The following is a 26291-nucleotide window of genomic DNA, read 5'->3' on the forward strand; positions in this document are numbered from 1 at the left end:
ACTCGGCGTGGTGATTTTTGATCCGCAGCACTGGAGCGGCGGTCTCGGCACGCGGGCGCTGAATCTCTGGACAGCCGTCACCTTTGCCGAGAAGCCCGCTCACCTCATCACCATGAGCGGCAATGCCCGAATGATCCGCGCCGCCGAGCGGGTCGGCTACCGCGAGTGCGCCCGCATTCCCGAAGCCCGAAGCTGGGATGGGCAGCGCTGGGACAGCGTCAAGCTGGGCATGCTGCGGCGGGAGTTTGAGAGCGCTCGTATGACGCCTTAACGCTTTCTCTCAAGCCAAAAAAACGCCCGCCGAGTGAGGTTTCTCGGCGGTTCAGGATTCAAAACAAAGTTAAGAGACCTAGCGTTTTGTTTGGTGCTGAGGATGGGACTTGAACCCACACAAGTTACCTTACACGCACCTCAAGCGTGCGCGTCTACCAATTCCGCCACCCCAGCAAAGCCAAGTACGGGAGATAAACTCCACAAACACTTGTACAGGACAAGCGAAATAGAGTTTAGTGGCCCTGCCCCAGCTTGTCAATGTTTAGCCCTTTTTTGGCACTTTGTGTTGGGCTTGCCGGCTTCATCAGGCCGGCGCTCTTGCCGGCAAGCATCTCGCTTACGGTGGTCAGGCTGACGCCGCGCCGCTTGGCATACTTGAGAAAATCACCGAAGACATTCATGGTCTCTACCGCGTTGTCGTGGAGCAGCACGATGCCGCCAGGGTGGAGCTTGCGGTCAAAGCGGCTTTCCAGCACCGCGTCGCCGGGGTTTTGGAAGTCGGCGGGGTCATCCGTCCAGAACACGGTGCTCAGGCCCAGCGCCCGCGCCGCGTCCAATGTTTGGGGAGTGTAATCACCGCCGGGGGGCCGGAAGTACTTGATGGGCTGCCCGGTGAGGCGGCGCAGCGTTTGGTTGGTCAGGCTCATTTCGGTGATGGCGGCATTGAGGCTCAGCGGCGGCAGCCGGACGTGGTGGTAGGTGTGGTTGCCGACTTCGTGGCCCTGCTGCACCATGTCGCGCACGAAGTACGGGTAAGCGCGGGCGTTGCGGCCAATCACGAAGAAGGTGGCCTTTACCTGACCGCGCCTGAGCAAATCCAGCAGCAGCGGCTCGTACATCGGGTGGGGGGCGTCGTCGAAGGTCAGGGCGGCAAGGGGCCTCAGGATATTGCCGCCGTAAAGCAGACCATCCTGGATACCGCCCTTGACTTGGCTGGCGCTACGGGTGCGGGCGTCGGCCAGCTTTTGATCCACGCTGCCGTAAAAGTTGATGGTCTGCTCGCGCACCTTGTCGGCGATTTTGCCGGTGTCGCCGCCTCCGGGCGTGACGCTGCCCAGCGCTTCCCAAGCCCGGTCATACGTGGCGCTGCCTGCTGCCCACGCCGCGACCTCGTTGATGCGGCTGCGCGGAGCGCTGAGCGTCAGAATTGGCAGCGGGCCGCCGAAGCCGCCGTACCCCACTTTGTTGTATATGCTGACGTCCACCTCGCTAAGGCTGGGCCGCGCCGCGAGGGTACGGGCCGCGACGCGGGCAGCCAATTGGCGGGCCTGATCCACTTCATTCGGTTGCAACAGCACCACCGCGCCCGCCACTTCGATGTGACCGTTGCTGAGATACTGGATTTTCAGCACCTGAGCTACCGGCGGGGTCAGGGTGATTTCGGGAATGGGCGCGGCTCGGCGGGTGCCGGGCGCAATCGGCTGCGTTTCACCGGGCAATTTGAGAGGTTTGGCCGGAATGGAAATGGGACTCTGGGCGTAAGCCAGCGTGAGCAGGGCCAGCGGCAAAGCGGCTAGAACATTGACCTTACGCATTTAGTTGCTCTGCGCCCATTTGAGCGCGTCGGCGGGGCCAGCCGGAAGGTGGCCTTGAACCTGATACAGCTTGACGCCCGCCAAGATGCTGGCCTTGGCCTGCACGTTTTGGCCGAGTTTGCGCTGCACCAAACCCAGCACGTAGGTCGCCAGCGCGTTTTGGGAATCGTCGCTGATGGCCTGCTGCAAGAACTTGGCGCTCTGGGCCAGTCCAGTCTGGGTGCTTTTGCCGGCGTAATTGCCGCCAGCGCCCATAAAGCCGCCGTCAGTGCGCTCGCCCCGGTAGTAGTTGATTTGCGACTTGAGGTAAGCCAGGTCGAGGGGCCGCGCCGAGGCCAGCGCCACGCTCTTCTGGGTGTCGGGCCGCTTGAAGCCGGTGATCTTTTCACCGTCATACACGGGGTGGACAAAGCGGTAGGCGTCACCGTCGCGCAGCAGCAGACCCTGGTGGGTCATAAACGGCTTGGGATCGCTGGCGTCGTCGAGCAGAGCCGCCTTACCGCTGGGCAGCCTCACCAGCGCCACGACGTGACCGAGGTTGCTCTCCTGCCCCTTGTCGTTTTGCCACACCATTACTGCGCCCGCGTCCAGCCCGGTTTGCTGAAGCAGCGCCGAGATCAGCAGGCTTTGCAGCAAGCACTGGCGCTGCCCGCTGCTGACGGCGTAGGCGAACTCGTAGCCGCGCTCCAAACTGAAATTCGGCAGAATTTTTTTGATGAAGGTGTGTGCCCACTGCGCTGTGTCTTGGGCCAACTGATCGCGCTGGTCGCCGCTGGCCGCCGCAATGGCCGCTTTGCGGGCCGCCAAGCCTGCCAGCAGGGTTTTGCCGCCGCTCAGCGGAAAATTGGCGGCGGCGTATTTGCCCTCCAGCCAAGTGCTGAACTCCGGCGTTTTGAGGGCGCGAACCGCGTAAGAATCCTGCGCCAGCGCATTGAAGGCGGAGCTGCCGTAAGCGTAGGCGGCATCTTTGGGGGCGGGGGCCGGGGCAGCAGCGTAGACCGAGCCGAGCAACAGGGGAAGGGCCAGCAGGATTTGGGCTTTGGAAGTGGGGAAATTAAACATCAGAAAACCTCGTGGGAGAGAAGAAAAAACAAGGAGCGACGACTCTTTTAAGGTACTAAGTTTTCTAAGGTACTCGGCGGCAGTCAGCCAAGTATGAAACGCGCAGGCAGCAAGCGGCGCTCTCCTTCTACAGCTTCCAGATGAAATTGCGCCGCGCCAGCACCCACAGCGCCAGCCAAACCGCGCCCACGTAGCCCAGGGTGTACAGCCAGCCGCCGCCCTGAACCCCAAACTGCCGTTGCGCGAGGGTCAGCAGCGAGGCCAAGATGCTGCGTTGCTGACCCGTCCAGTTGACTTGCCAAATGTTGAGAATCCACAGCTTGAGCAAAATCGGAAAGACGTAAGCCCATAAAGAGTTTCGTCCCGCGACTGTAAAGGGGCTGAGCAGCCAAGCGAACTGACCCCGGCGGGTATCGCCAACCAAATAAAAGGCCAGCATCCCCAGCGTGCCGAGTCCGGCGGAATACAGGATGTAGGAGGGCGTCCAGACCGCTTTGTTGAAGCCCAGCGAATCTGCCGTCAGCCAGCCCGCCACCGTCAGCGCCACGCCGAGCGCGAGCAGCAGCGGCACTTCGCGTTTCTTGTCGCGCAGAGGTTGAGCCGCCACGCTGCCGAGCAGCACCAGGGCGGTGGCCGGAATCACCGAGGTCAGACCGCGCAGACCAATGCCGCTCAGAAACAAGTCGTTGATTTGCTGCACGGCATTTTCCGTTTCGCTAAACGGAGCACTGAGCAGGAAAAATCGGTAGCCGAGCAGCAGCCCCAGCGCCACGCCCAGCCGCGACAGCGACGGAAAACGGGCGAACAGTCCGGCACACAGCGAGGCCAGCGCGATGAGTTGCAGCACGCCCAATCCCCAGATCAGGCTTTTGTTTTCCACGCTGGTCAGCAGCGCTCCCACCAAGTACAGCGGAATGGCCCGCTGAAACAGCTTGATGACGGTGTCTCGGTCGGGCCACCAGCGGCTCTCGGTGCGCTTGCCCAGCGAGAACGGAATGGACGCGCCCGCACAGAAAAGAAACCACGGAAACACCAAGTCGGTCAGCGTCAGGCCCCCGTCCCAGGACGCGTGGACGAGTTGGGCGGGGGTGTACTGGCCCAGCGACACGTTATTGACCAGCAACATCAGCAAAATGGTCATGCCGCGCCAAGCGTCTAGTGCCACCAAGCGGCGCTTAAAGGCGGGCGCGGCGACTTGCCCGAGTTCCAGTTCCTGGGGTGGCGACGGGGCCGCGAGTTCTGGACTGGTGGCCGGCTTGGGCGCAGTGTCGGGAAAACGCTCGCCGCTGCCCGTAAGTTCAGCTTGCTCAGAAGTGGGCGCACTCATGAGTGCAGTCTGCTCCCTTTGTCCTGCGCTGAAGATGAAGCGGTCAGCGCGGCTGTGGGGAAATTCACCCTTCACGCTCAGCTCAACGCTTCACCAGCTCTTTCATCTTGTGTTTATCTAAGCGTGCTTCCACATCCAACCCCCCTTAGAGTTGGATACCTCTAAACGAACCCCCATCCGCAAGCTGGAGTCGGCGGTTTTGGCCTAGAGCATCTGTGCGAATAGATGTCTGAGCAAAAAGCACGCTCAGCCATCCATCCTCCCAAATGCTCTCTCTATTCCACTCCCGTTAGTCGGTCAAAAAAGAACTTCTTTTTTGACAAATGCTCTAAGTACCGAGGCTTCCTCATTTTGCCCTATCCGTAAGGAGAACCATGAACAAAATTATTCTTCCGTCTGCTGCCCTTTTCGCCGCGCTGAGTTTGGCCGCTTGTACTTCCTTGCCCGCGCCCAAGCCTGATCCCAAGCCCAATGTGCCCGCCGCGCCGCAGGGCCGCTTGGTCTACGGCCTGACCAGCAGCGGGCAGCTCGCCAAGTTCGGCGCAGACAACGCCGCTGCCAGCCTGACCACCACCAGCATCACCGGACTCGGCAGTGGCGAAACCCTGGCCGATATCGATGTCAACACCAACGGCGGTCTGCTCACTGGCCTGACCACCAACGGCAAGCTCTACACCATCAACACCGACAGCGGCGCGGCCACCTTTACCGTATCGGCAGCGACTCCGGGTGTCGGCACGGCGCAAGCGATCGACTTCAACCCGGCCGCTCAGCGTCTGCGCGTGCTCTCGGCGGGCGACATCAACTACCGCTTGACCCCGGCCACCACCGCTGCCACGGCAGGCACCGTGACCCTGGACGGCCCGCTGAGCTACATCGCGGGCGATACCAACACCGGCAAAAACCCCAACCTGGTCGCCGCCGCCTACACCAACAGCTTCAAGGACTTCAAGCCTGACGCCAGCGCCACCACCCTCTACAGCGTGGACGCCGACCTCGATGTCTTGGTCAAGCACACCAGCGCGGCGGACGCGGCAGGCACCTTCAGCGTCCTCAATACCGTGGGCGCACTGGGCATCAACATCGACGGCAACACCGGCTTTGACATCTACGGCCTGAATGAAGCCTATCTCAGCGCCAGCAGCAACGGGAGCACCAACCTCTACAGCCTCAATCTGACGACGGGCGCGGCCACCCTCAAAACCACCCTTCCCAGCTTGACCCTGAAAAGCATCGCCCTCAGCTTGCCTGCCGCGCCCGTGCCCGCCGCGCCGCAGGGCCGCTTGGTCTACGGCCTGACCAGCAGCGGGCAGCTCGCCAAGTTCGGCGCAGACAACGCGGCGGCCAGCTTGACCACCACCAGCATCACCGGACTCGGCAGTGGCGAAACCCTGGCCGACATCGACTTCAACACCAACGGCGGTCTGCTCACCGGCCTGACCACCAACGGCAAGCTCTACACCATCAACACCGACAGCGGCGCGGCCACCTTTACCGTGTCGGCAGCGACTCCGGGTGTCGGCACGGCGCAGGTCATTGACTTCAACCCGGCGGCTCAGCGCCTGCGCGTCCTCTCGGCAAATGATATGAACTACCGCCTGACTCCGGCCACCACCGCTGCCACGTCGGGCACGGTCACGGCTGACGGTACCCTCACCTTCCTGTCCACCGACGCCAACACCGGCAAAAATCCCAACTTGGTCGCCGCCGCTTATACCAACAGCTTCAAGGACTTCAAACCTGACGCCACCGCCACCACCCTCTACAGTGTGGACGCCGACCTCGACATCTTGGTCAAGCACACCAGCGCGGCTGATCCGGCTCCGGCAGGCAACTTCAGCGTCCTCAACACGGTTGGGCCGCTGGGCGTGGACGCCACTGCCAACACCGGCTTGGACATCTACGGCCTAGACGAAGCCTACCTGAGCGTCAGCGCCGGCACCTCCACCACGCTCTATAGCCTCAATTTGGCGACGGGCGCGGCCACCCTCAAGACGACCATCCCCAGCCTGACCCTGAGAAGCGTAGCGGTGATGCTGCCCACCAAGTAAGCCAAGATTCAGTTATCAAAGAAAGGGGCGAGGGAACTTAGATTTCCTCGCCCCTTTCTTTGGTGCCCTCCTCACGCCTCAGCTCAGTTGCTCAGCACCATCACATAGGCTGTGCCGCGCCCGGCCCGCACGATGCTCATGCCCGCTTTGGTGTAAGCCGCATTGGTCAGGGCGTAGCAGTGAACCGGCGAGTTGCGCCACCAATTCACAGCTTGAGAAGCGTTCAAACCCACATTCAGATAAATGATCTCGCTCATGTTGGGGCCGCGCACACCGGTCGAAGCGGCCCGCACACGCGGCGAAGTGCCGCCCGCTCCGGTGTGACTGACGCGCCCAGTCTGGGCCATGTAGGTGGCCTGCAAACGGGCCGCGCTGCTGTTGGTGGCCGTCCAGGTCAGCGGAGCGCTGCGGGGGCGAGAGACTCCCGCGCAGGAAATACCCTGAGCACGCAAGGCGTTGATGCCGCTCAGCAGCGCCGATTCTGAACCGGCAGCGTGGCTTTGGCTCAGCGGGAGGAGCGCCAGTAACGCCAGCAAATGCAACTTCATAACGTTTACCTTAAAGTCGCTGAGATGAAGAAAGTGAAGGCCGTGATGTGAAGCCAGCCAACGCGCTAAGTTGGAGCGTGCTTTGGACTCGGCCCAGCTTGCCTCTACGCTTGATCGCCCTGCTGATGGTCAGCGAGTTTGTGCGGGCAGGCTTGGTCGTGGCGTTCTTGCCGCTGATGGCCGCTCAGTACGGCCTCAGCAGCGCTCAGGTCGGCAGCATCGTGGGCATTCATTATCTGATGGACGCGCTGGCCAAAGGGCCGGTGGGTCTGGTGACGCAGCGCCTCGGCCTCGGCGGAGCGCTGATCGGCAGCAGCGTGCTGGGACTCGGCGTGATTCTGGCGGTGCTCGGTGGCGCGGGCTTTTGGCCTCTGCTGGTGCTGGCCGCTGTTTGGGGCGTCTTTTACGCGGCCTTGTGGCCCAGCGTGATGGCGGTGTCGCAGCAGTACGCCCTCACCGGGCGTGAAGCGCGGGCGCTGTCGGTGACCAACCTGAGCGTCGCGCCCGGAATCGCGCTGGGCACGCTGGGCATCGGCCAACTGATGCTGCGCTCGCCCGCCGGAGTGCCCACCTTGCTGCTGGCCGCACAAGCGGTGGTGACGGTGCTGGCACTGAGCTTGGCAGCGTTGCGCCTGAGTGGTGGGGAAACCGGCGGCAGTGAGACGCGAAGCCAAAGCTTTGAGCACTGGAAGGCCCAGTGGCAAAAAGTCGCCGCCCTCCTGCCCGCCGCCTTTGCCCAGATGCTCGCACCAGGCTTGTTGGTGACTTTGTTTTATCCGTTGCTGAGGCGCTTAAACCTCAGCCTCACCGATCTGCTGGGGCCAGCCATGCTGGGCGGAGCGTGCCTGCTGGCGGCGCTGCTGCTGGCGGGCCGCCTGGCCGACCAACTCAGCCCCCGCTCCGTGCTGGGGCCGGGACTGTTGCTGCTGGCGTTTACTTTTGGGCTGGCCGGCTACTCCGCCGAGCTGCTGACGCGTTCGTTGTGGCTGATCGCCGCGCTGATCGGCCTCGGCTACGGCACCTTCATGGCCGGCTGGAACGGGCTGGTGGGCCAGACCCTCCCGCCGCAAAACCGCGCCGCTGCTTGGGGCGTGGTGATGGCCACCGAAGCGCTCGGCTACTCGCTGGGCCCGGTTTTGGGCGGAGCACTGTGGCAAAGCGGCGGCGTGCGGGTGTTCTGGCTGGGCGCGGGCGTGTTTTTGCTGGCGCAGCTGTACTACTGGGGCCTCGGACGCCGTTTGGGGCAGGGGAGAGGCGCAGTGCAGGCTTCGGAAGACTGAGCAAGGCTATTTGGTTACAGCCTTTCAGTCACAAGGCTTAGCCAGATTCTGGCGGTGGTGAGCCATTTGGCGCAGGCAAAAGCCGGCGCGGCGCGGCAGACTGTGCCGTAAGCCAACACCAAGGAGGGCCAGCCATGAGGCAAAGTTCAGATTCAGACCCCGTACCAGGCAGCCCACGCTCCACTTCACTTCATCCAATTTAGGAACGAACCATGAACGGCAAATACATCACCAAACTGGGATTTACCAACAAAAGCATTGGGCTGGCTCTGGCCGCCGCGCAGCTTCGGGAAGCGGCTGGCTTGGAGCGCAGCGCCATTCTGGATGAACTTTCAAAGGTCAAGGCCGATCCGGCTGGCTTTCAAAGTGGCGTCTACGCCGACTTGGTGCGCGAGTTGCTGACTCAGCAGGCCCACACCGACCTGCACGCCGCCGACGCCCTGCGCTCCGCCGCCTTGCCGTATGCCCAATTTGGCGCGGCCCTGATCGATCAGGGCGCACGCGATCAAATGAACGTGGCGATGCGCTTGCCAATCACCCGCGCCGGAGCACTGATGCCCGACGCCCACGTCGGCTACGGGCTGCCGATTGGCGGCGTGCTGGCCGCTGAAAACGCGGTGATCCCTTACGGTGTGGGGGTTGACATTGGCTGCTCGATGCGCCTCTCCGTCTTTGCCGTGCCCGCCGATACCCTCAAAACTGCCGAAGCACTGGCCCTCCTGCAAAAGCACACCCGCTTCGGTGCTGGCGTCAGCTTCGAGCGCCGTGAGCGCATCGGCCACGACGTCTTGGACGAAGCGGTTTGGGATGACCAGCCGATCTTGCGCCGGTTGCACGACAAAGCCGCCGATCAAATCGGCTCCTCGGGCAGCGGCAACCATTTCGCCGAGTTCGGCAGCTTTACGCTGGGTCAATCGGAATTGGGATTGGACGCCGGAACGTACCTCGCCCTGCTCACCCACAGCGGCTCACGCGGCTTTGGGGCGCAGGTGGCGGGTCACTTCACCAAGCTGGCCGAGAGCTTGCACCCGACCCTGCATCCCAGCGCCAAAAAGCTGGCCTGGCTCAGCTTGGACAGTGAAGAGGGCCAGGCGTATTGGCAGGCCATGAACCTGGCGGGCCGTTACGCGCTGGCCAACCACGAGCAGATTCATGCCCGAATCGCCAAAGCGCTGGGCCAGACGCCCGCATTAAGCGCCCACAACAGCCACAACCTGGCCTGGAAAGAGCAGGTCGGCGGCTCGGAACTCATCGTTCACCGCAAGGGAGCCACCCCTGCCGCCGCCGGACAACTCGGCCTGATTCCCGGCAGCATGGCCGATCCAGGGTACTTGGTGCGCGGCAAAGGTCACGCTCCTTCGCTGGCCAGCGCTTCGCACGGCGCGGGCCGCCAACTCGGGCGCAAAGCCGCTCAGAATACGCTGAGCAAGTCGGAAGTCAGCGCTTACCTGAAAGACAAAGGCGTGACCCTGCTCGGCGGCGGCATCGACGAAGCGCCGCAGGCTTACAAGCGCATTCAGGACGTGATCGCTGCTCAGAGCGAATTGGTGGACGTGTTGGGCGAGTTCCGGCCCAAAGTGGTCAGAATGGACAGCGGCAGCGAAGACATCTGACACACAAGAAAGTGGGACGCCTCTGTAGTAGGGGCGTCCCGCTTGACGTGCTCAGTGCGTACTCAGTCCGGCTGCACCGTACCCAAAATCGCCTCGCCGTACTTGCGAACCCGTTCCGGCCCCATGCCGCGCACCTTCCGGAGTTCGGTTTCGTCTCTCGGAGCGCTTCTGGCAATTTCGGCCAGCGTCGCGTTGCTGGCAATAATGAAGCGGCTGATCTCCTGACGCTTGGCCTCGGCGTTGCGCCAGTCGCGCAACCGAGCGAAAACAGCCCGCTGCTCGTCGCTGAGGCCCTCGGTGGGGTCTTTGCTCTCGGCGGGCGGCAGGTCGGGGGTCAGCACGATTTCAGGTTGAGGCGGCTCGCTGGGCAGGGCGGGCGGCTCAGGAGCAAGCTCGGCCGGTTGACTTTCAGCCGAGCCGGCAGCGTTTTCTCCAGTTGAAGCTGTGTCCTGAAGACGGTCTTGGGCTTGCTCCGCTTCGGGTTCGGGTTGACCGGACTGAGCCGAGCGGTTCCAATCTTCTGAACGCTGCTCTTGCCGCCGCCCCGACTTGGGCCAGCGCTGCGGCCTGCGGCCCGTGTCAGGCAAGTCGGCGGGCGCGGCTGTGCTTGGAGACTCGGCCTCCGAATCCGCGTCTGTCAGTTCGGGCGCTTGTTCCTCGACTTCCTCACGCCTGCGCTCCGGCTCGGGATGCGGCGCACTGTCTGAAAAAACGATCTCCGGTACATAGGACAGCGGCTCGGGAGTGGGTGCAAGCGGGCGGGCGGTTTGGGCAGCAGGTTGAGCAGCAGTGGAAGCAGGCAAGCTGGTTTCGCTTGGACTGGTTTCACTCAGCGCTGCGCCGGTTGCGCCCGCTTCGTTCTTGTCGTTTTCGTTCCTGTCGTCCCTGCTCACCGTTGAAGAAGCGGATGGGGCTTGGTTGGCCTGACTTTGCTCATCCCAGACTTGGGTTTCGCCGCGCAGCAAAGCCAGCACCGCGTCTAGCCCTTGCACGCCCGGAGTGATCAGTGTGCCTGCGCCCACGTTACGCGACGCCGCCAGCACGCCGCCGAGGGGCGCGTGGCTGTCGGGTGCGCTGTCAGGCGCGAGCAGCAGCGCGGTTGGTCCGACTTCCTGCGCCGCGCCCGCGAAGCGCTCCATCAACGAGACGGTGGTGCGGGCGGCGCGGGCCAGTCTGAGCGGCAAGGTCGCCAGATCACGCAAGATCATGGCCATGCCGAGGTCGCTGGGCGCGGGAGCGCGGCGCGGCGGAGCGCTGCCCGCGCCGAAAAGGGCCGAGGCCGTCACGTCGCCGAAACCGCTGATGGTCGCGGCGTCGCGGTAAACGATCAGCGTCGCCTCACGGCCCAGCCAGCCGCCGCCGGGGGCCAGCGTGGCGTCTACCAGCACCGGCACGCCCGCCCGTTTGGCCCGCTTGAGGGCGCGTTCGTCGGGTTCGAGCAGCCACACCGCCACCGCGCCGCGCCAGTCAGCGTCGATGGTGGCCACCGCCAGCCCAGCCGAGGCGAACACCTCGCGGCTGACCCCCAAGCGGGCATCGACCCGCAGCGTACCGGGGCCGAATTGCGCGAAGAGTTGGCGGGCCAGCGCGGCTTGATCGGCCAAGAATAAGCCCCAGTCGGCCCCTTCGAGGTCGGCCAGAGCGCGGCTCAAACGGGTGTGCGGATCGCCCGCTTCGGCGTGGAGGCCGGGCAAGCGGACATCAGGAGAAACGGCAGTCATAGCCTTTATTGTGACGGATTGAGGCGGGTAAGAGGAAGAAAGGCCTGTGGGGGAGAAAAAGACGGCCGGGCTGGTCAAACCCGCTCCGGCCCTCAGTCTTCCCGGTAAGCGCCCAACCGCCGAAACCGCGCCGCCCGTCCGCTGACCCACTGCTCCGGCGTTTGCTGGGCGAGTTCGCCCAAGTGGCGGCCGACCGCTTCGCCCAGTGCTTCGGCGGCGGCGTCCACATCGAGGTGCGCTCCACCCACCGGTTCGGGAATGACTTCTTCCACGATGCCGAGTTCGAGCAGATCCGGCGCAGTGAGCTTGAGGGCTTCCGCCGCTTCGGGGGCTTTGGCACTGTCTTTCCAGATGATGCTGGCCGCACCTTCGGGCGAAATCACCGAGTACCAGGCGTTTTCCATAATCAGCACCCGGTTGCCGATCCCGATGGCCAGCGCCCCGCCGCTGCCGCCCTCACCGATCACGGCGCAGACGGCGGGCACTCTCAGGCGGCTCATCCGCTGGATGCTCTCGGCAATCGCCCAGCCTTGGCCGCGTTCCTCGGCTTCCAAGCCCGGATAAGCGCCCTGCGTGTCAATGAGCGCCACCACCGGCAGCCCAAATTTGTCGGCCAAGTCCATCAAGCGCACAGCCTTGCGGTAGCCCTCGGGGTTGGAGCTGCCAAAACGCCGCTTGATCTTGTCTTTGGTGTCGCGTCCCTTTTGCTGCATGATCAGCATCACGCGCCGCCCTTGCCAGCGGGCCGGGCCACCGATCAGGGCCTGGTCGTCGCCGTAGGTTCTGTCGCCGTGCAACTCCACGAACTCGGAGGTCAGGCGCTCGACGTAATCAAGCGCGGTGGGCCGTCCGGCGATGCGGGCGAGCTGCACCCGTTCCCAGCGGGTCATGCTGACTTGCCCGCGCAGGTAAGCGAGCTGAGCACGCAGCGGCGTCAGGGCGGTGTCCAGATTTTGCCCGGTGCTTTTGGCGGTGCCCTCGAGGTCGCGGATACGGGCTCCGAGTTCGCGCAGCGTTTCAGCGGTGGGTTTAATGGGTTTGCCCTCGCTCACGACGCCTGCTCCCGCTGGGGCACGGACGCTTCAGGAAGCAGCAGCCGCAGGAGCTTGGCCAGCTCACCGCGCTGCTCGCGCCTATCGACGATCATGTCCACCATGCCGTGTTCAAGCAGAAATTCGGCCCGCTGAAAACCTTCCGGCAAGTTCTGACGAATGGTCTGCTGAATGACCCTCGGCCCCGCGAAGCCGATCAGGGCTCCCGGCTCGGCCACGATCACGTCGGCGATGGTGGCAAAGCTGGCGGTCACGCCGCCGGTGGTGGGGTCGGTCAGAATGCTGATGTACGGCAGCCCCCGGCTGGAGAGCGCTTCCAGCGCCACCGTCGTTTTGGCCATCTGCATCAGTGACAAGGCGCTTTCCTGCATTCTGGCTCCGCCGGAAGCCGCCACCAGCACCAGCGGCAAGCCCTCCTCACCGGCCCGCTCGGCGGCGCGGGCAATCTCTTCGCCCACCACGCTGCCCATGCTACCGCCGGAAAACTCGAAATCCATGATGGCGGCGGCCACGCTCACGCCTTCGATCTGGCCGCGCCCGGTCAGAATGGCGTCGGGGCGGCCCGTCTTGATTTGCGCCCGCTTGAGACGCTGCGGATAACTTTCGGTGTCTTGAAAGTTCAGCGCGTCCACCGGGTAGATGCTGCCCGACCACTGCATCAGCGGCGCGTCGAACAAGACTTCCATGCGCTTGGACGCGCCGAGGCGGTGGTGAAAACCGCAGTGCGGACAGACGTAAGCGCCCAGCGCCAGATCACGCAGATACACATTTTCTTTACACTGCGGGCATTTGCCCCACAAATCAGGGGTATCCGCTTCGCTGGGCGGGCTGACCTGCGGGCGACGCCTGCGGAAAAATTTGTCGAGGGCCAAGGGGAACGCTCCTTTATCACGGCATTCTAGCGGGAGGACCAACGCTGCGCCCACCGAGAGCGGCCGAGCTGGACTGAGTACAAATTCTTGCTAAAAAGCTTTTTGGCTGAACCTAATCGCCCAGTTTACGGCGCAAAAAAGCGCTGAGTGCGCCCAAATCCTGCTTGAGTTGGCCGTTGCTCACGCCGTCGTCTTTGGTCAGCAGTGCAGACGCGGGCGGCAAGCTGCGGCTCTGGGTCAGTTGGGTGTCTAAGCCCGCAAAACGCTTGTCGAGCGCCGCCTGAAGCTGGGCAAAGCGGCTGGCTTCCTGGCTGTCGAGGCTCTGGCGCACCGAATCGAGGTCGCGCAGCAGCTTGGCGGTATCGGCCTCGCGGCGCAGGCTGCTGAAACTGGCGGCCACGTAAGCCAGCACAGCGACCAGGGCGCTGGTGATCAGCAAAATCAGGCCCAGCGGCCCGGTGTAAACGGCAAAGCCCATGTTGATGTCATGCGTGAACATCAGCGAGTTGATGTTGAGCAAGCCGAACACCAAATGCAGCACCAACACGACGATCAGCAAAAGGAGACGCATGGAGTAAGGGTAACAGAAATGACGGTCTGCACCTTGGAAGTGTAAGCGGCCCTTCCTGCCTACTGGAGAGGCAGCAAAAAGTCGTACCCCTTGGTGTTGGGCCGCCTCGTCGCCAAGTAAACGGCTCCATCCGCCGAGTTCCGCGAAGCGAAATTGGCCTTGCCGCCCACAATCAAACCGTCCACTTCACAAACATCTCTGCGGTTAGGAACACGGCAATTGATGTTGCGCTCCTGTCCGTCCAAGGCTTTGAGCGGGCCATGCTGAAGGCTTGAACCGGCAAAGAGATTGGCCCGTACCAGTCGTTCTAAATCGCTCTGATTGAGCTTGCCACCCATCCACTCAAGAATATCCCGCGTGGTGTCTCTGTCGCCTTGATTGGGAATGAGGAAAACGATTGGGCCCTTGATGTCTCTCAGGACAGTTCGGGCCGTTTGACAGTACAAGTCTTCACGGCCTTTGGCACAGAGTCTGATCCATTCTCTGGCGTCGCTGGGACTCCGCAAATCCAAACCTGGGTTCCAGACAGAACTGGCCAGAAGACCGAGTGGCACCAGAACAATCAGGCCAGCCACCACCGCCAAAACAGCCCGGCTAGACACCGCTTTTCACTTACTCCACCCGACCCAAAATCAGCTCCGGCACTTCCAGCTGAGTTGATCCGACGCTGAGGCCGCCGCGCAGCAGCTCCAGCGCCGTGTCCAGGCCGCGTCCGTCTCGGTGATAAATCCGGGCCAGCACCTCGCCCGCTTGCACTGCTTCGCCGGGTTTCTTGACCAACTCAACCCCGACGCCGTGATCGATCTGCTCGCCTTTGCGCTCGCGCCCGCCGCCCAGCACCAGCACCGCCTGACCCACCGCCAAGGCGTCCACCGCTTGCAAATAACCGCTCGCCTCGGCCAGCACTTCGGCGCGTCCGGGGGCCACATCCAGCTTGTCGGGGTGGTCAACGAAGGTGGGATCGCCGCCCTGCGCTGCCACGAAGGCGCGGAACTTGGCAAGGGCCGAGCCGTCTTGCAGGGTCTGACGGGCGCGTGACTCGGCCTCATGCGGGTCTTGACCGTAAGCGGCCAGCGCTTCTACCGCCAGCGCCACGCACAGCTCAGTCAGATCGTGCGGGCCGTGTCCGTTGAGGGTCGCAACCGCTTCCTGCACTTCCAGACTATTGCCTGCCAGGTGGCCCAGCGGCGCGTCCATATCGGTCAGCACTGCCCGCACCTTGCGCCCCGCGTGGCTGCCGATGTCCACCATCGCGCGGGCCAGTTCGCGCCCGTCGTCCAGTGTTTTCATAAACGCGCCCGCGCCGACTTTCACGTCCAGCACGATGGTTTGCGCTCCACTGGCCAGCTTCTTGGACATGATGCTGCTGGCGATCAGCGGCAAGCAGGCGACGGTGGCCGTCACGTCGCGCAGAGCGTAGAGCAGGCCGTCGGCGGGCGCGAGGTCTTTGCTCTGACCCACCAAAGCCAGCCCAATTTCGCGGGCCTGTGCCAGAAATGCCTCGTCCGATAAAGTGCCGTCCCAGCCGGGAATGCTCTCCAATTTGTCGATGGTGCCGCCGGTATGGGCCAGCCCGCGACCGCTCATCTTGGCCACCGTCAGGCCCAGCGCCGCCAGCATCGGCGTCAGGATGAGGCTGGTCTTGTCGCCCACACCGCCGGTGGAATGCTTGTCAACGGTGTTGCTGAGGCTGCTCAAGTCAAATTGGTCGCCGCTTCCTGCCATCACCAAGGTCAAATCGGCCACTTCGCGGGGCGTCATGCCGCGCAAGTAGATCGCCATCAGCCAGGCGCTGATCTGGTAATCCGGCACCTCGCCGCGTGTGTAGCCCAGAACCAGGGTTTCCAGCTCAGCGCGGCTATGTTCTTGGCCGTCGCGCTTTTTGGCGATCAAATCGGGGATGTGGGAAGTCATCTCAGTAGGGTACAGAGTTTTGGGCCTCCACTGGCTTAAACGTCAGCTGGCTTCAAGTCAGGCTTAACCGCTGGGCACAGACTCTTTAAGGCCCTGTTGCCGTCAGGAGGTGTTGCCATGCCGCGTACCGACGTTTTGCCCCACACTCCACCTATAACCATTGCGCCGATCAAGCGCCGTACCATCAGTCTAGAAGCCCGATTTCAGCGCCTCTCCAGACGCATCGCCGACTTTTCCGGTACGGCCACCGCTTTTACCCTGGCGCTGACGAGCTTGGTGGTGTGGGTGGTCACCGGGCCGCTGTTCCGCTTTTCAGACGGCTGGCAGTTGGTCATCAATACCGGCACCACCATCGTCACCTTTTTGATGGTGTTCCTGATTCAAAACGCCCAGAACGAAGACACCCGCGAGCTGCACGCCAAGCTGGACGCCGTGCTGCAAGAACTCCGCGCCGAGCGCAACATGATCCACGACGCCGACTTGCTCCAACTCACTCCCGACGAGATCATGGAGGAAGTGCGGTTGGGCGAACTGGGCGACGACTGAAGTTCCGAATTCCGACAGCCCGACAGCAGAACTCACCTTTGCCGCCAAGCCGCTCCGTTATACTGGGCGGCTGACATGCGGCGTCCTCACTCAGGGCCAGGCCGCCTTGAGGAGCAAAGAAGCATGACCGTTCTTGATTTCACCGATCAATTTGCAAGCCAGCCCCAACATAAAAATAAAGTGGGCTTTATCAGCCTGGGTTGCCCCAAAGCCCTCGTGGATTCCGAGCGGATTTTGACTCAGTTACGTGTGGAAGGCTACCAGATTGCCGACAACTACGGCGAGGCCGATACCGTGATCGTCAACACCTGCGGCTTTATCACGCCCGCTGTAGAGGAAAGTCTGGCAGCGATTGGCGAGGCGCTGGACGCCACCGGCAAAGTCATCGTGACCGGCTGCCTCGGCGAGCGGCCCGAAAAGATTCTGGAGCGCCATCCCAAAGTGGCGGCCATTACCGGCAGCGAAGCGGTGGACGATGTGATGCGCCACGTGCGCGAGCTGCTGCCGATGGAGCAAAACCCCTTTACCGATTTGCTGCCGACCGCCGCGCCGGGTGCCCGCAGCGGCGTGAGTGCGCCCGTGCGTGAGGCCACCTCGCACGGCGACGTGTTCGCGCCCAGTGTCAAGCTCACCCCACGCCACTTCGCTTACCTCAAAATTGCCGAGGGCTGCAACCACACCTGCTCGTTTTGCATCATTCCCAAGCTGCGCGGCAAGCAAGTCAGCCGCGACGCCGCCGCCGTGCTGTATGAGGCCTACCGGCTGGTGGCGGGCGGCACCAAAGAACTGGTCGTCATCTCGCAGGACACCAGCGCTTACGGCGTGGACATCCGGTATCGCGAGAGCGAATTTCAGGAGCAGCAAGTCCGCGCCCATCTGACCGACCTGGCCGCCAAGTTGGGTGAAATGGGAGCCTGGGTCAGAATGCACTATGTCTACCCGTATCCGCACGTGGAAAAAGTGGTGGAACTGATGGCGGCAGGCAAGATCTTACCGTACTTGGATGTCCCGCTCCAGCACGCCAGCCCCAAAATCTTGCGGGCCATGCGCCGCCCCGGAGCGGGCAAGCAGCTCGACACCATCCGGCGCTGGCGTGAGATCTGCCCCGAACTGGTGATCCGCTCGACCTTTATCGTGGGTTTTCCTGGCGAAACCGAGAGCGACTTTCAGGAGTTGCTGACCTTTCTGCAAGACGCCCGCTTAGACCGCGTGGGCGCGTTTCCCTACAGCGATGTGGAAGAAGCCGATGCCAACGCGCTGGGCAACCCCGTGCCGGAGGACGTCAAGCAGGAACGGTTGGCCCGCTTTATGGAAGTGGCCCAACGTATCAGCGCTGAGAAACTGGCTGAAAAAGTGGGCCGGGTCATGCCGATCATCATCGACGAGTTCAACGATGACGAAGGCGACGCCGCCGGAACGCGCTTGATTGGCCGCACCAAAGGCGACGCACCGGGCATTGACGGACAGGTTTACCTCTACGCGGGCGAGTTCGCCGGACAGATCAAAATTGGGGACATCGTGGAAGCCCGCATTGAGGAAAGCGACGAGTACGACCTCTTCGGCGAAGTGGTGGCCCGCCCCGCCTGGTTGCCGAATGTGCCGCAGATGGGGCATTTCGGGGGGCACTGAGTAAGCGGCATCCCACAAGCTCTCTTCACTTTGTCTTGAACTTTTCGGCTTCGTGCGGGGAGCATCATGCTGGCATGACCGATCCCAAGATCAGCAGCGATCCCGCCGACACTTCGCCCGCCGAGGGCCAGAGCCACCCGATTCCCGCCGAGGACAAGGGCAAAGGCACCGGCGGCATAGACACCGCTGACCGTGCCGACCCTGCCGAAGGGGGCCGCGACGAAACGCCCGGCAAGGGCGCGAATCTGAGCAGCGCCGCCGACAACGCCGAGGCGAGTGGACGTAAATAAGCGCTCTCCAACCACATTAAATTTTCGCCCAGCCCTGTGAAGTGGCTGGGCTTTTCTTGGCCGTTGGTGGAGGAAACCTGAGCGCTTCACCCACCCAACCCACCCGCCCAGGTTCTAGCGTGAAGCTTATGCCTGAGCTGCCGCTGTTCGAGTTGCCCGACACCGACACAAATCACGATCTCAACGTCAACCAGCCCCCCGAAGCACGGGCTGCCTTACTGCTCACTGTGTATAAGCGCTTCCGTGCCGAGTACGGTGAGGTGCCGCTCACGCCGCGCCGCGAGGCCATGCACGAACTCATCAGCACCATTTTGTCTCAGCGCACCACCGCCGCCAACGAGGACGCCGCTTATCAGGAGTTACGCGAATTGGGCGACTGGGACGCCATCGTGGACGCCCCGACCGAGGCGGTGGCCCACGCTATACGCCTGAGCAATTACCCCGACCAGAAAGCCCCACGCATTCAGGCCACTTTGAAAGCCGTCAAAGCCGAGCGCGGTAATTACGATCTGGACTTTCTGATCGAGCTAACGCCTGAGGCGGGCCTCAAATGGCTGACTGCTCTGCCGGGAGTCGGCGTCAAGACCGCTTCGCTGGTGTTGCTGTTCAACTATGCCAAGCCGGTTTTCCCAGTGGATACCCACGTTCACCGCATCACCACCCGCATCGGGGCGATTCCCAAAATGGGTGAGCAGGCGGCGCACAAAGCGTTGCTCAGTTTGCTGCCACCGGAGCCACCACTGCTCTATGAGCTGCACATCAATTTGCTGCGCCACGGGCAGCGGGTGTGCAGCTTCAGCTTCCCGAAGTGCGGCAAGTGCGTGCTGCAAGACGTGTGCGACGCTTACCAGATTTACGGGGGCAAGGTTCCGGCTTTTAAGGGTTGAGCTTGGCTGAAGTAGTGCTGCTCTCGGGGTCTTGAATCAGCGCCCTCATCAGCGCCACTTCACGTTTGCGCGAATCTTCAGGCATTCACAGGTGGCCGGGTTCGCTGCCGCAGCGCTCACTCACTTGAGCGCCCCCAGCCATGTTTGATACTGGCTGATTTCTTTGTTTTGAGCGGCGATGATTTGGCGGGCCAGCGTCTTGACCTCGGCGCTTTGGCTGTTTTTGAGGGCCACTCGACTCATCTCCACTGCGCCCCGGTGATGCGGCAGCATTTCAGTCAGAAACCAACGGTCGACTTGACCCGCTTTGGGCTGAGTCAAGGCCATCTTGCCGCTCGGCGCAGCCGCCTTCCAAGTGCTGAGCCAAGCCTTCATCTGCCCAATCTCTTTGGTCTGCCCAGCAATCACGGCTTTCGCCGCCGCCTTGACCGTCTGCCGGGTACCCTCAGCCAATTCCAAGGCGGCCATATCGAGCGCCATCTGATGATGCTGGGTCATGGCCTGCGCGAACGCCACATCAAAAGCGCGGCCCTTCAAGGCCTTGAGGTGGCCGAGCGTGTCACTCGCCATGCCGGAGGCTGGGCTGGAGTGACTTGCCGGAGACTGGCTTGCCTGCGCCTTATCCATCTTCATTCCCGGCATGCTCGCCCCGGCACCAGCCATCAACAGAAGCCCAGCCAGCCAAAGACGCTTGATGGTGTAGCCGCGATTTCGTTTGGTCATCATGTGTTCAGGCTAGATCCTAGGGGGGAGGGTGTCAAGGAAAATGTCTGAAACTGACGTTAATTGAACTATTCCTTCCCGCCTCCCCTCAGGGGGGATTTCAAGGCTGACCCAGTCATCTGCATGACCTGAGCAGCTCTACCAGAGCATCTTCACCAGAGCTATTTGTTCGCTTTTTCACCCGTGTCTGTTACCCTGTGTCGGTGCGTTCTCTGCTTACTGTGCCGCTCCTGATTGCGCCGCTGCTGGCCGCCTCACTCGCTGGCGCGGCGGAGGTGACGCTGCGCCCGGTGCTGAGTCCGGCGGTTTCAGCGCTTCTTCAGCGCCCGCCCAGCCCCGCCCACACTGGCCTGCTGGTGCGCGACCTCACGACTGGCAAGGTGGTGGAAGCCTCCCGCCCCGACGAGCTGTTTACTCCAGCGTCTACCCTAAAAATCGTCAGTATGGCCGCCCGCCTCAGCCAATCTGGGCCGCAGGCGTGGTACAGCGCCGATGTGACGGCCAGCGCCGCAGAAGTCAACGGCAAAGCCTCAGCGCTCAGCTCCGTTACCCTGCGCGGCGGCGGCGATCCCAGCTTCAGCATCCAGGGCCGCTATTCTCTGGCCGCGCTCGCCAAGCAGCTCTCAGCCAAAGGCATCAAAAGTGTTGGCGAGGTGCGCCTAGCGCCCACAGTCGACAGCAGCACTTGGCCTGCTTTGCCGCTGGGTACTCCTGTGGTGGCAGTGCGTCTGAGTGAATATCCGGGCTGGAATGACACTGCCGAGCGCTACGCCGAGCGCGTCATCAGCGCCTTTGAAGGCCAGTTGCGGGCGGCGGGCATTCAGGTGGGCGGCGGGCAGAGTAGCTCGCTGGGTCATGTGGTCGGGCAAGCGGCGGTGCAGCAGTTCGGCAGCGTGATTCCGGGCGCTTCGCCGCCGTTGCCCGCGCCCCCACCCGAACTCGGCCTCGCCACCGTTCGCAGCCAACCGCTGATCGAGCTGGCCAAGCAAACCCTCAAGCCCAGCGACAATGTCTGGGCCGAGCAGATCGCCGCCGAACTCGGCAGCAAGGTGGCCGGCAACGGAGCCGTGACCCACGCGGGCATGGTCGCCGGACTCCGCGCCTTCCTGACCAAAGTCGGTGTCAACGCCGCGCCAATGAGCCTCAACGACGCCTCAGGGTTGTCGGGCGGTAACCGCCTAACCCCGCGCAGCCTGGTGACGGTGTTGAGCCGGATGTACGACTTGCCGATCACTGCTTCAAAGACCCCGATCACGCCCTTAGATGCCTTTACCCAGCGCAAAAACCTGTTTATCGAAGCGCTGCCGCGTGGCGCAACCGGCGAGGCCAGCGCCGAGGCCCGCGCTCTCGGCGGCACGCTGGCTGGGCGCTTCGTCGGCAGCGGGCTGGACGTGCGGGCCAAAACCGGCACGCTGCCGGGCGTCTCCAGCCTGGCCGGGTATGTGCGCGGCAAATCGGGGCACGTGCTGGCCTTCGCCCTGATGATGGATCAGGCCCCCGGCAACACCCTCGATTTGCGGGCTTATCAAGACCGAATGGTGAAAGTCATCGCACAAAATCACTGATGGGACGCTAGCTGTCAATCCGCTGCACACTGCTTCCGGCCACACTTTTGCTGATCAGCAGGCGACTGGGGAGCCGCTCCGACAAGCTCTCCACGTGGGTAATCACGCCGACCATCCGGCCCTGCGTCCGCAGATTTTCCAGCGCTCCGGCCACCGAGTCGAGCGCCTGCGGGTCGAGGGTGCCGAAGCCCTCATCTAGGAAGAGTGCGCCCAGAATGCGGTTTCCGGCGAGGTAGTCGCTGAGGGCAATCGCCAGCGAGAGGCTTGCCAGAAAGGTTTCGCCGCCCGACAGGGTTTTGACGCCCCGCGTCTCTCCCGCGTTCCAGAGGTCTTGCACCATGTAGTCTCCGCCGTCCAGGGCCAGACGGTAGCGCCCATCGCTGATCTCAAACAGCAGTTCGCCCGCGCCTGCCAGCAAGCGGCTCTCGACTTCTTGCAGCAGGTACTGCTGAAACTCGTTGGCCCGCAGCGAGTTGCTCAGCGTCGTCCACAGATCGAGGGTGCTGGCCAGTTGACCGGCCTTGCCCGACAGTTCAGATTTGCGCTCCAATCTCTCGGCTCCGGCCCGCAGCGACTCGGCCAACTCACCGATGCGACCGCGTGCCGCGCCGAGCGCCGCTTCCGCCGCATACAAATCGCGCTGCGCCTGTGACAAACGGGCCGGATCAAATGTTACGCCGCCGAGTTTGGTTTCCAGGGCGCTCAGAGCTGCCAGCACCTGCTCACGCTCGGCGAGGTGGCTGCGTAAAGCTGCTTCGAGGGCACGGATCTCGGCTTCGGGCAAAGCGGACGCCTGCACCTCTTCAGCGCTGAGGCCGAGACTGTCCAGCACCGCTTGCAAGGCAGCCTCGGCACGAATAGCGTCAGCCCCGCGCTGATCGGCATTGGTTCGTGCAGCTTCAGAAGTAGCGGCGGCGGCAGCTTGGCGGGCCTGCGCGTCGGCCAGCGTGCGCCGGGCGCTGTCGAGTGCGCCCGCCAGCGCTTTGAGCTGCTGCTGGGCAGCGCGGCGCTCCTCCGCCGGATCGGGCGCGGCCTGCACCTGCTCGGCAGACAAGCTCAGGCTCAGCAAGACTGTTTGCAGCGCGGCCCCAGCTTGCTCAGCTTCGGCGCGGCGCTCAGCGAGGGCGGCCTGAGCTCCTTGCAAGGTGGCGGCGGCGGCGGCGTGGCTGGCTCCAGCTTTGGCCTGGGCGGCTCTGGCACTGTCCAGCGCGGCTTTGAGACTGCTGACTTCGTTCAGCACTTTTTGCCGCTCGCCCGCCGGATCGCGGCCGGCCAGTTGCACCCGCGCGGCCAGCCCCGCCAGCAAGCGCTTGGCCTGTTCGGGTTCCTCGCCGCTGTACTTGGCTGCGCCGGTTCGCAGATCGCTTTCACGATCATGCAGGGCAGCTTCCCAGTCGCTGAGTTCACGGGCCTTTTCTTCAAGCTGCCCTAAGCGAACCGTGCTGGAGGCCCGCAAATTCTTGAACCGGTCACGCCGCTCGTCTAAGCGCTGCTGAACGGCTTCTTTGGTAGCCCTCAGCTCCTCCACGTCGGCGATGGGGCCGCTCGGCAAGGTGCGGACTTCCTGTTCACACAGCGGGCACGGCTGCCCCAAGTGCAGGTGGGCGCGGTGAGCGCTCAACCCAGCCTGCTTGACGGCGACCTCCAGAGCCGCTTCGGCCCGCTCGAAGTCGGCTTTGAGCAGCCGCCCGTCTTGCTCGATCTGCTCCATCTCACTTTTTTCCTGGCGCTGCAACTGCTCGTCGAGCGCGTAGCGGGCGCGTCCGGCACTGAGTCCGGCTTTTTCAGCTTCCAGCTTGACCTTCTCGGCTTTCAAGTGCTCCAGCTTCTGGGCGGCTTCGTGGGCGGCAAAGTGGGCGTCTTCGTCCCAGGGCAGCGGTTGAGCGTGGGTGGTTTGAAGGTTGCCCCCAGCACGTTTGAGTCGGGCCAGATCGCTCTGGGCATTCTTGAGCAGCTCGGCGCGGGCTTCCAAATCAGGAATGCGCTCGGCTTGCTGCTGGGCGCTGGCTTCGGCTTGGGTCAGGCTGGCTTGCTGGCGCTCGGCGGCGGCCAAGGCGGTCTGGGCAGCTTGCTGGGCGCTGCTCGCCCGTTCAGCGGCCTGCTCAGCCTGAGCGGCGCTCCGCAGCAGCGGTAAAGCCTCGGCCACCCGCTCGGCCCGCTCCAAACGCTGGTTGGCCTGCTGGCTGCCGCTCTCCTGTGCGCTCAGGGCCGCCTGCTCACCTCCCGCCGCTTGGTTCAGGGCCGTTTGCGCCGCACCGAGAGCCGTTTGGGTTTGGTGGGCAATTCGCTCGGCTCCGGCCGCCGCCGCCCGCGCTTGTTGGGCGGTGTCCAAGAGTGGGAGCGCCCCCGCTACTGTTCTGGCCCGCTCGGCCCGCGCCGCGCCTTCCCTTGCCGCCGTCGCCTGCACGTTGAGGTCGCTCAGCTTGCGGCCCTGCGCTTCCCACTCCTGATGCAAGCTCTCCTGCGCCCGCAAACGGGTCAACTCGGCTTGCAGGGCGTCGCGGTCATCGGTCAGCGTCTGCGCCTCAGTTTCTAGGCGGCTGCGCTCGGCTTTCAGATCGTCCAGCGCCGCCCTAGACACGCCCGCATACTCGCCCTCAAGGAGGTGATGCACGCCCGCCAACTCAAACTTGAGGGTCTTGCTGCGCTCGGCGGCGTGCGAGTGCATCTCGGCGACGTGGCCGATGTTGGTCAGTTCGCCCAGCAGCTTCTGGCGCTCGGCTTTGGAGCCACGCAGCAGGGCGTCAAACTTGCCCTGCGGCAGCATCACGGCGCGGGTAAAGCTTTTGAAATCCAGCCCCAAGACCTTGCTGATGCGGTTCTGGGTGGCGCGGGTGGTGTTCTCGGAGAGGTTGAGCCACCTGACTTTACCCGCCGCGTCTAGGCTGTGCTGCTCGATCCTGACCTGATTTTCGGCGGCTTTGCGCCCCTTGTTGCGAACCACCCGGTAGGTTTGCCCGCCGCTCTCGAAGGTCAGGCTGACGGTAAACGACTTCTCGCCAGTGGAAATCAGCGCGTCCAGCCCGGTCTGGCCGAGGCGGTCGGTTTCACCGTAGAGGGCGTAGGTAATGGCGTCGAGCAGACTGCTCTTGCCGCTGCCGGTGGCTCCCTGAATGGCGAAGAGTTGCAGGTCAGTGAAATCGACCTCCACCTGATCGCGGAACGGCATGAAGCCCTGAACGCTGAGCTGAAGAGGTTTCATATCCCGTCCCCAGCCGCTTCACGCACCGCTGTATCGGTTTCTTTGAAGACCCGCCGCAGGGCGTCCGGCAACTCGCCGCGCCGCTCTTGGTGATAGCGCTCGTAAAGCTGCTCAATGCTCAAGCCCTCGCGGCTCGCCGCCTGCACCGTCGCCTCATCCTTGACGGCTTCCAGCTCCACCCCCAGCGCATTGGGGAATTGCCGCAGCACCCGGTCTTTGAGTCCGGGCAAAGCGGTTCCAGCGGGCGCACGCACCACCACTTTCAGCAGGCCGTCAAAGCCTTTCACAGCGCTGAGGCGGGCATCCAATGTTTCCAGATCGGCCCGAATGGTTCTCAGCTCCTTGCCGCTGACGAGCGGAATAGGGTGGACTTTGGCAGGCCGCCCCGCTTCGACTTCCACCAGATTGACCTGTTTTTTCTCGCCACCCTCCCCAAAATCGAGCTGGATAATGCTGCCCGAGTAGCAGGCCAGCGGGGACGCGCCGAGTTCCTGCGGCTTGTGGACGTGGCCCAGCGCCACATACTGCGCCGCCGCCGGAAGCTGGAGCGGCGAGACGGTATAAGCGTTGGTCAAATCGAACTGCATTCCCCTATCCGAGCCGCTGGCCACCGCGCCGTCGAGGGTGGCGTGCAGCATCAGCATGTTGACCGCTCCCGCTTCAAAGCCCGCCGCCAGCTGACCCAGAAAGAACTTCATGCCCTCACGGTACTTTTGCCGCCACAAGCCGACCTCGGCCCCCATCACGTCAGCGGCTTTGACCAATCGGCGCTCGGAGAGGTAGGGGAGTGCGCCCACCACCAATTTCTCGCCGCTTCTGGTTTCCACCGTGCGGATCATCTGGCGCGGATCGTGGCTGGGCTGGGCCACCACCTGCACGCCCACCCAGCCGAGCAGCCCGCTGAGGCCTGAGAGCCGCGAGGCGCTGTCGTGGTTTCCGGCGATCACGATGCTGGGAATACCTGCGTCGCGCAGCGCCAGAAAAAAAGCGAAGATGGCCGCTTCAGCGTCGGCGGGCGGGTTGACCGTATCGAAGAGGTCGCCCGCCACCAGCACGGCATCAACCTTCTCGCTGCGGGCCAACCCCACAATTTCATTCAGGGCGTCGCGGATTTCGGGGGTGCGGTCATAGCCGCGCAAAGTGCGCCCAGCGTGGAAGTCGGCGGTGTGAAGTACGCGCATACCGAAAAAGCTAGCACGGCAGACCTTGACAAAAGGAAACAAGAGTGCGGGTGGCAGCGCTTACGCGGCGTGTAGGCATACAGAGACCGAGCAAAAGTTCAGGAGCCAATGGGAGAGAGGAACTGACCCAACTCTTTCCCCAACCCATTCCAAATTGAGCTTGGGTGAAGTGGCCTGAAGTCTTAAGCAAGAGATGAAGTGTTTTTGGGTCAAGATTGACCTCCGCTAAACATCAAATGAAGCCCTCTGAGGCAAATCGCTCTATTTGTGCCCCACTTCTGCGGCTAAACTCGGCAAGTCTAGAAAGGCTCAGCAATTTGGACAACACCGCTTTCTTGTCTTCATCAACAGCCAATTTTTGGTTGATGGAAACCCAATGTGGACTGAATTGCACTTCGGTCATCTTTACACAGGTTTTCACAAGTGAATTGAGATTTATAAATCAATTT

Annotated in this window: 23 protein-coding genes and 1 tRNA gene; 9 read left to right on the top strand and 15 right to left on the bottom strand. The window is 63.1% G+C overall.

The window, feature by feature from the left end:
* Positions 1–7 precede the first annotated feature (7 nt).
* The gene (locus tag EHF33_RS21450; protein WP_241191120.1) at positions 8–271 is read left to right on the top strand and encodes a GNAT family N-acetyltransferase; all 264 of its coding nucleotides are present in this window, start codon (positions 8–10) and stop codon (positions 269–271) included.
* 91 nt (positions 272–362) lie between these two features.
* Here the strand turns inward: EHF33_RS21450 and EHF33_RS09385 are convergent.
* The 4 genes from EHF33_RS09385 to EHF33_RS09400 all read right to left on the bottom strand — a co-directional run bounded on the left by EHF33_RS09385 (position 363) and on the right by EHF33_RS09400 (position 4197).
* Positions 363–447: transfer RNA gene (locus tag EHF33_RS09385), tRNA-Leu, on the bottom strand.
* A gap of 59 nt (positions 448–506) precedes the next feature.
* On the bottom strand, positions 507–1808 hold the full coding sequence (locus EHF33_RS09390) for a polysaccharide deacetylase family protein (RefSeq protein ID WP_124870483.1): 1302 nt from the start codon (positions 1806–1808) through the stop codon (positions 507–509).
* Entirely contained in the window at positions 1809–2870 is a 1062-nt protein-coding gene (locus tag EHF33_RS09395; protein WP_124870486.1) for a hypothetical protein, read from the bottom strand. It abuts the gene before it with no gap.
* 127 nt (positions 2871–2997) lie between these two features.
* Positions 2998–4197, bottom strand: coding sequence for a heparan-alpha-glucosaminide N-acetyltransferase domain-containing protein (locus EHF33_RS09400; RefSeq protein ID WP_124870488.1), 1200 nt, complete (start codon positions 4195–4197; stop codon positions 2998–3000).
* Between the two features lie 374 nt (positions 4198–4571).
* Between EHF33_RS09400 and EHF33_RS21455 the strand changes: the two genes are divergently transcribed.
* Entirely contained in the window at positions 4572–6248 is a 1677-nt protein-coding gene (locus tag EHF33_RS21455) for a DUF4394 domain-containing protein (protein ID WP_241191121.1), read from the top strand.
* Positions 6249–6331: 83 nt separating this feature from the next.
* On the opposite strand, the gene EHF33_RS09415 is transcribed toward EHF33_RS21455, so the two are convergent.
* On the bottom strand, positions 6332–6796 hold the full coding sequence (locus tag EHF33_RS09415) for a CAP domain-containing protein (RefSeq protein ID WP_124870491.1): 465 nt from the start codon (positions 6794–6796) through the stop codon (positions 6332–6334).
* A 47-nt stretch (positions 6797–6843) separates the two neighbouring features.
* Between EHF33_RS09415 and EHF33_RS09420 the strand changes: the two genes are divergently transcribed.
* Entirely contained in the window at positions 6844–8076 is a 1233-nt protein-coding gene (locus EHF33_RS09420; RefSeq protein WP_241191122.1) for an MFS transporter, read from the top strand.
* Between the two features lie 212 nt (positions 8077–8288).
* Complete coding sequence (locus EHF33_RS09425; RefSeq protein WP_124870493.1) at positions 8289–9689, top strand: RtcB family protein; 1401 nt, start codon at positions 8289–8291, stop codon at positions 9687–9689.
* A 62-nt stretch (positions 9690–9751) separates the two neighbouring features.
* On the opposite strand, the gene EHF33_RS09430 is transcribed toward EHF33_RS09425, so the two are convergent.
* From EHF33_RS09430 to EHF33_RS09455, 6 genes are all read right to left on the bottom strand, one after another.
* Positions 9752–11410, bottom strand: a complete 1659-nt coding sequence (locus EHF33_RS09430) for an HRDC domain-containing protein (protein WP_124870496.1) — start codon at positions 11408–11410, stop codon at positions 9752–9754.
* A gap of 92 nt (positions 11411–11502) precedes the next feature.
* Positions 11503–12462: an acetyl-CoA carboxylase carboxyltransferase subunit alpha gene (locus EHF33_RS09435; RefSeq protein WP_241191123.1), complete on the bottom strand. Its 960-nt coding sequence runs from the start codon at positions 12460–12462 to the stop codon at positions 11503–11505.
* Positions 12459–13334 (bottom strand): acetyl-CoA carboxylase, carboxyltransferase subunit beta, encoded by an 876-nt coding sequence (gene accD / locus EHF33_RS09440; RefSeq protein ID WP_124870499.1) that lies wholly within the window; start codon positions 13332–13334, stop codon positions 12459–12461. Before accD ends, EHF33_RS09435 begins: the two co-directional genes overlap by 4 nt.
* Before the next feature lie 112 nt (positions 13335–13446).
* Complete coding sequence (locus EHF33_RS09445) at positions 13447–13905, bottom strand: LapA family protein (RefSeq protein WP_124870503.1); 459 nt, start codon at positions 13903–13905, stop codon at positions 13447–13449.
* A 59-nt stretch (positions 13906–13964) separates the two neighbouring features.
* Complete coding sequence (locus EHF33_RS09450; RefSeq protein ID WP_124870506.1) at positions 13965–14507, bottom strand: hypothetical protein; 543 nt, start codon at positions 14505–14507, stop codon at positions 13965–13967.
* Positions 14508–14517: 10 nt separating this feature from the next.
* Entirely contained in the window at positions 14518–15819 is a 1302-nt protein-coding gene (locus EHF33_RS09455) for a thymidine phosphorylase (RefSeq protein ID WP_124870509.1), read from the bottom strand.
* A 117-nt stretch (positions 15820–15936) separates the two neighbouring features.
* Here EHF33_RS09455 and EHF33_RS09460 point away from each other — a divergent pair, with 117 nt between their 5' ends.
* The 4 genes from EHF33_RS09460 to EHF33_RS09475 all read left to right on the top strand — a co-directional run bounded on the left by EHF33_RS09460 (position 15937) and on the right by EHF33_RS09475 (position 19171).
* Complete coding sequence (locus EHF33_RS09460) at positions 15937–16365, top strand: low affinity iron permease family protein (protein WP_164473447.1); 429 nt, start codon at positions 15937–15939, stop codon at positions 16363–16365.
* 123 nt (positions 16366–16488) lie between these two features.
* Positions 16489–17994, top strand: coding sequence for a 30S ribosomal protein S12 methylthiotransferase RimO (gene rimO / locus EHF33_RS09465; RefSeq protein WP_124870512.1), 1506 nt, complete (start codon positions 16489–16491; stop codon positions 17992–17994).
* Between the two features lie 74 nt (positions 17995–18068).
* Positions 18069–18284, top strand: a complete 216-nt coding sequence (locus EHF33_RS09470) for a hypothetical protein (protein ID WP_124870514.1) — start codon at positions 18069–18071, stop codon at positions 18282–18284.
* A gap of 128 nt (positions 18285–18412) precedes the next feature.
* A complete protein-coding gene (locus EHF33_RS09475; protein ID WP_124870516.1) occupies positions 18413–19171 on the top strand; it encodes a monofunctional DNA glycosylase in 759 nt (252 codons plus the stop codon).
* Positions 19172–19291: 120 nt separating this feature from the next.
* Here EHF33_RS09475 and EHF33_RS09480 read toward each other — a convergent pair whose 3' ends face one another.
* Positions 19292–19897, bottom strand: coding sequence for a DUF305 domain-containing protein (locus EHF33_RS09480; RefSeq protein ID WP_124870519.1), 606 nt, complete (start codon positions 19895–19897; stop codon positions 19292–19294).
* 200 nt (positions 19898–20097) lie between these two features.
* On the opposite strand from EHF33_RS09480, the gene EHF33_RS09485 reads away from it, so the two are divergent.
* Entirely contained in the window at positions 20098–21459 is a 1362-nt protein-coding gene (locus tag EHF33_RS09485) for a D-alanyl-D-alanine carboxypeptidase/D-alanyl-D-alanine-endopeptidase (RefSeq protein ID WP_124870523.1), read from the top strand.
* A gap of 7 nt (positions 21460–21466) precedes the next feature.
* Here EHF33_RS09485 and EHF33_RS09490 read toward each other — a convergent pair whose 3' ends face one another.
* From EHF33_RS09490 to EHF33_RS21100, 3 genes are all read right to left on the bottom strand, one after another.
* Positions 21467–24661, bottom strand: coding sequence for an AAA family ATPase (locus tag EHF33_RS09490; protein ID WP_124870526.1), 3195 nt, complete (start codon positions 24659–24661; stop codon positions 21467–21469).
* The gene (locus EHF33_RS09495) at positions 24658–25842 is read right to left on the bottom strand and encodes a metallophosphoesterase family protein (protein WP_124870529.1); all 1185 of its coding nucleotides are present in this window, start codon (positions 25840–25842) and stop codon (positions 24658–24660) included. The genes EHF33_RS09490 and EHF33_RS09495 overlap by 4 nt, the downstream gene beginning before the upstream one ends.
* 232 nt (positions 25843–26074) lie before the next feature.
* Entirely contained in the window at positions 26075–26245 is a 171-nt protein-coding gene (locus EHF33_RS21100; protein ID WP_164473448.1) for a hypothetical protein, read from the bottom strand.
* Positions 26246–26291 lie beyond the last annotated feature (46 nt).

The organism is Deinococcus psychrotolerans, assembly GCF_003860465.1.
Classification (GTDB): domain Bacteria; phylum Deinococcota; class Deinococci; order Deinococcales; family Deinococcaceae; genus Deinococcus; species Deinococcus psychrotolerans.

Coding starts and splice junctions, on each gene's coding strand:
- EHF33_RS09475 (WP_124870516.1), top strand. CDS start 18,413: ATGCCTGAGCTGCCGCTGTTCGAGTTGCCCGACACCGACACAAATCAC.
- EHF33_RS09480 (WP_124870519.1), bottom strand. CDS start 19,897: ATGATGACCAAACGAAATCGCGGCTACACCATCAAGCGTCTTTGGCTG.
- EHF33_RS09445 (WP_124870503.1), bottom strand. CDS start 13,905: ATGCGTCTCCTTTTGCTGATCGTCGTGTTGGTGCTGCATTTGGTGTTC.
- EHF33_RS21100 (WP_164473448.1), bottom strand. CDS start 26,245: ATGACCGAAGTGCAATTCAGTCCACATTGGGTTTCCATCAACCAAAAA.
- EHF33_RS09395 (WP_124870486.1), bottom strand. CDS start 2,870: ATGTTTAATTTCCCCACTTCCAAAGCCCAAATCCTGCTGGCCCTTCCC.
- rimO (WP_124870512.1), top strand. CDS start 16,489: ATGACCGTTCTTGATTTCACCGATCAATTTGCAAGCCAGCCCCAACAT.
- EHF33_RS09490 (WP_124870526.1), bottom strand. CDS start 24,661: ATGAAACCTCTTCAGCTCAGCGTTCAGGGCTTCATGCCGTTCCGCGAT.
- EHF33_RS09425 (WP_124870493.1), top strand. CDS start 8,289: ATGAACGGCAAATACATCACCAAACTGGGATTTACCAACAAAAGCATT.
- EHF33_RS09470 (WP_124870514.1), top strand. CDS start 18,069: ATGACCGATCCCAAGATCAGCAGCGATCCCGCCGACACTTCGCCCGCC.
- EHF33_RS09400 (WP_124870488.1), bottom strand. CDS start 4,197: ATGAGTGCGCCCACTTCTGAGCAAGCTGAACTTACGGGCAGCGGCGAG.
- EHF33_RS09460 (WP_164473447.1), top strand. CDS start 15,937: ATGCCGCGTACCGACGTTTTGCCCCACACTCCACCTATAACCATTGCG.
- EHF33_RS09455 (WP_124870509.1), bottom strand. CDS start 15,819: ATGACTTCCCACATCCCCGATTTGATCGCCAAAAAGCGCGACGGCCAA.
- EHF33_RS09415 (WP_124870491.1), bottom strand. CDS start 6,796: ATGAAGTTGCATTTGCTGGCGTTACTGGCGCTCCTCCCGCTGAGCCAA.
- EHF33_RS09390 (WP_124870483.1), bottom strand. CDS start 1,808: ATGCGTAAGGTCAATGTTCTAGCCGCTTTGCCGCTGGCCCTGCTCACG.
- EHF33_RS09430 (WP_124870496.1), bottom strand. CDS start 11,410: ATGACTGCCGTTTCTCCTGATGTCCGCTTGCCCGGCCTCCACGCCGAA.
- EHF33_RS09495 (WP_124870529.1), bottom strand. CDS start 25,842: ATGCGCGTACTTCACACCGCCGACTTCCACGCTGGGCGCACTTTGCGC.
- EHF33_RS21455 (WP_241191121.1), top strand. CDS start 4,572: ATGAACAAAATTATTCTTCCGTCTGCTGCCCTTTTCGCCGCGCTGAGT.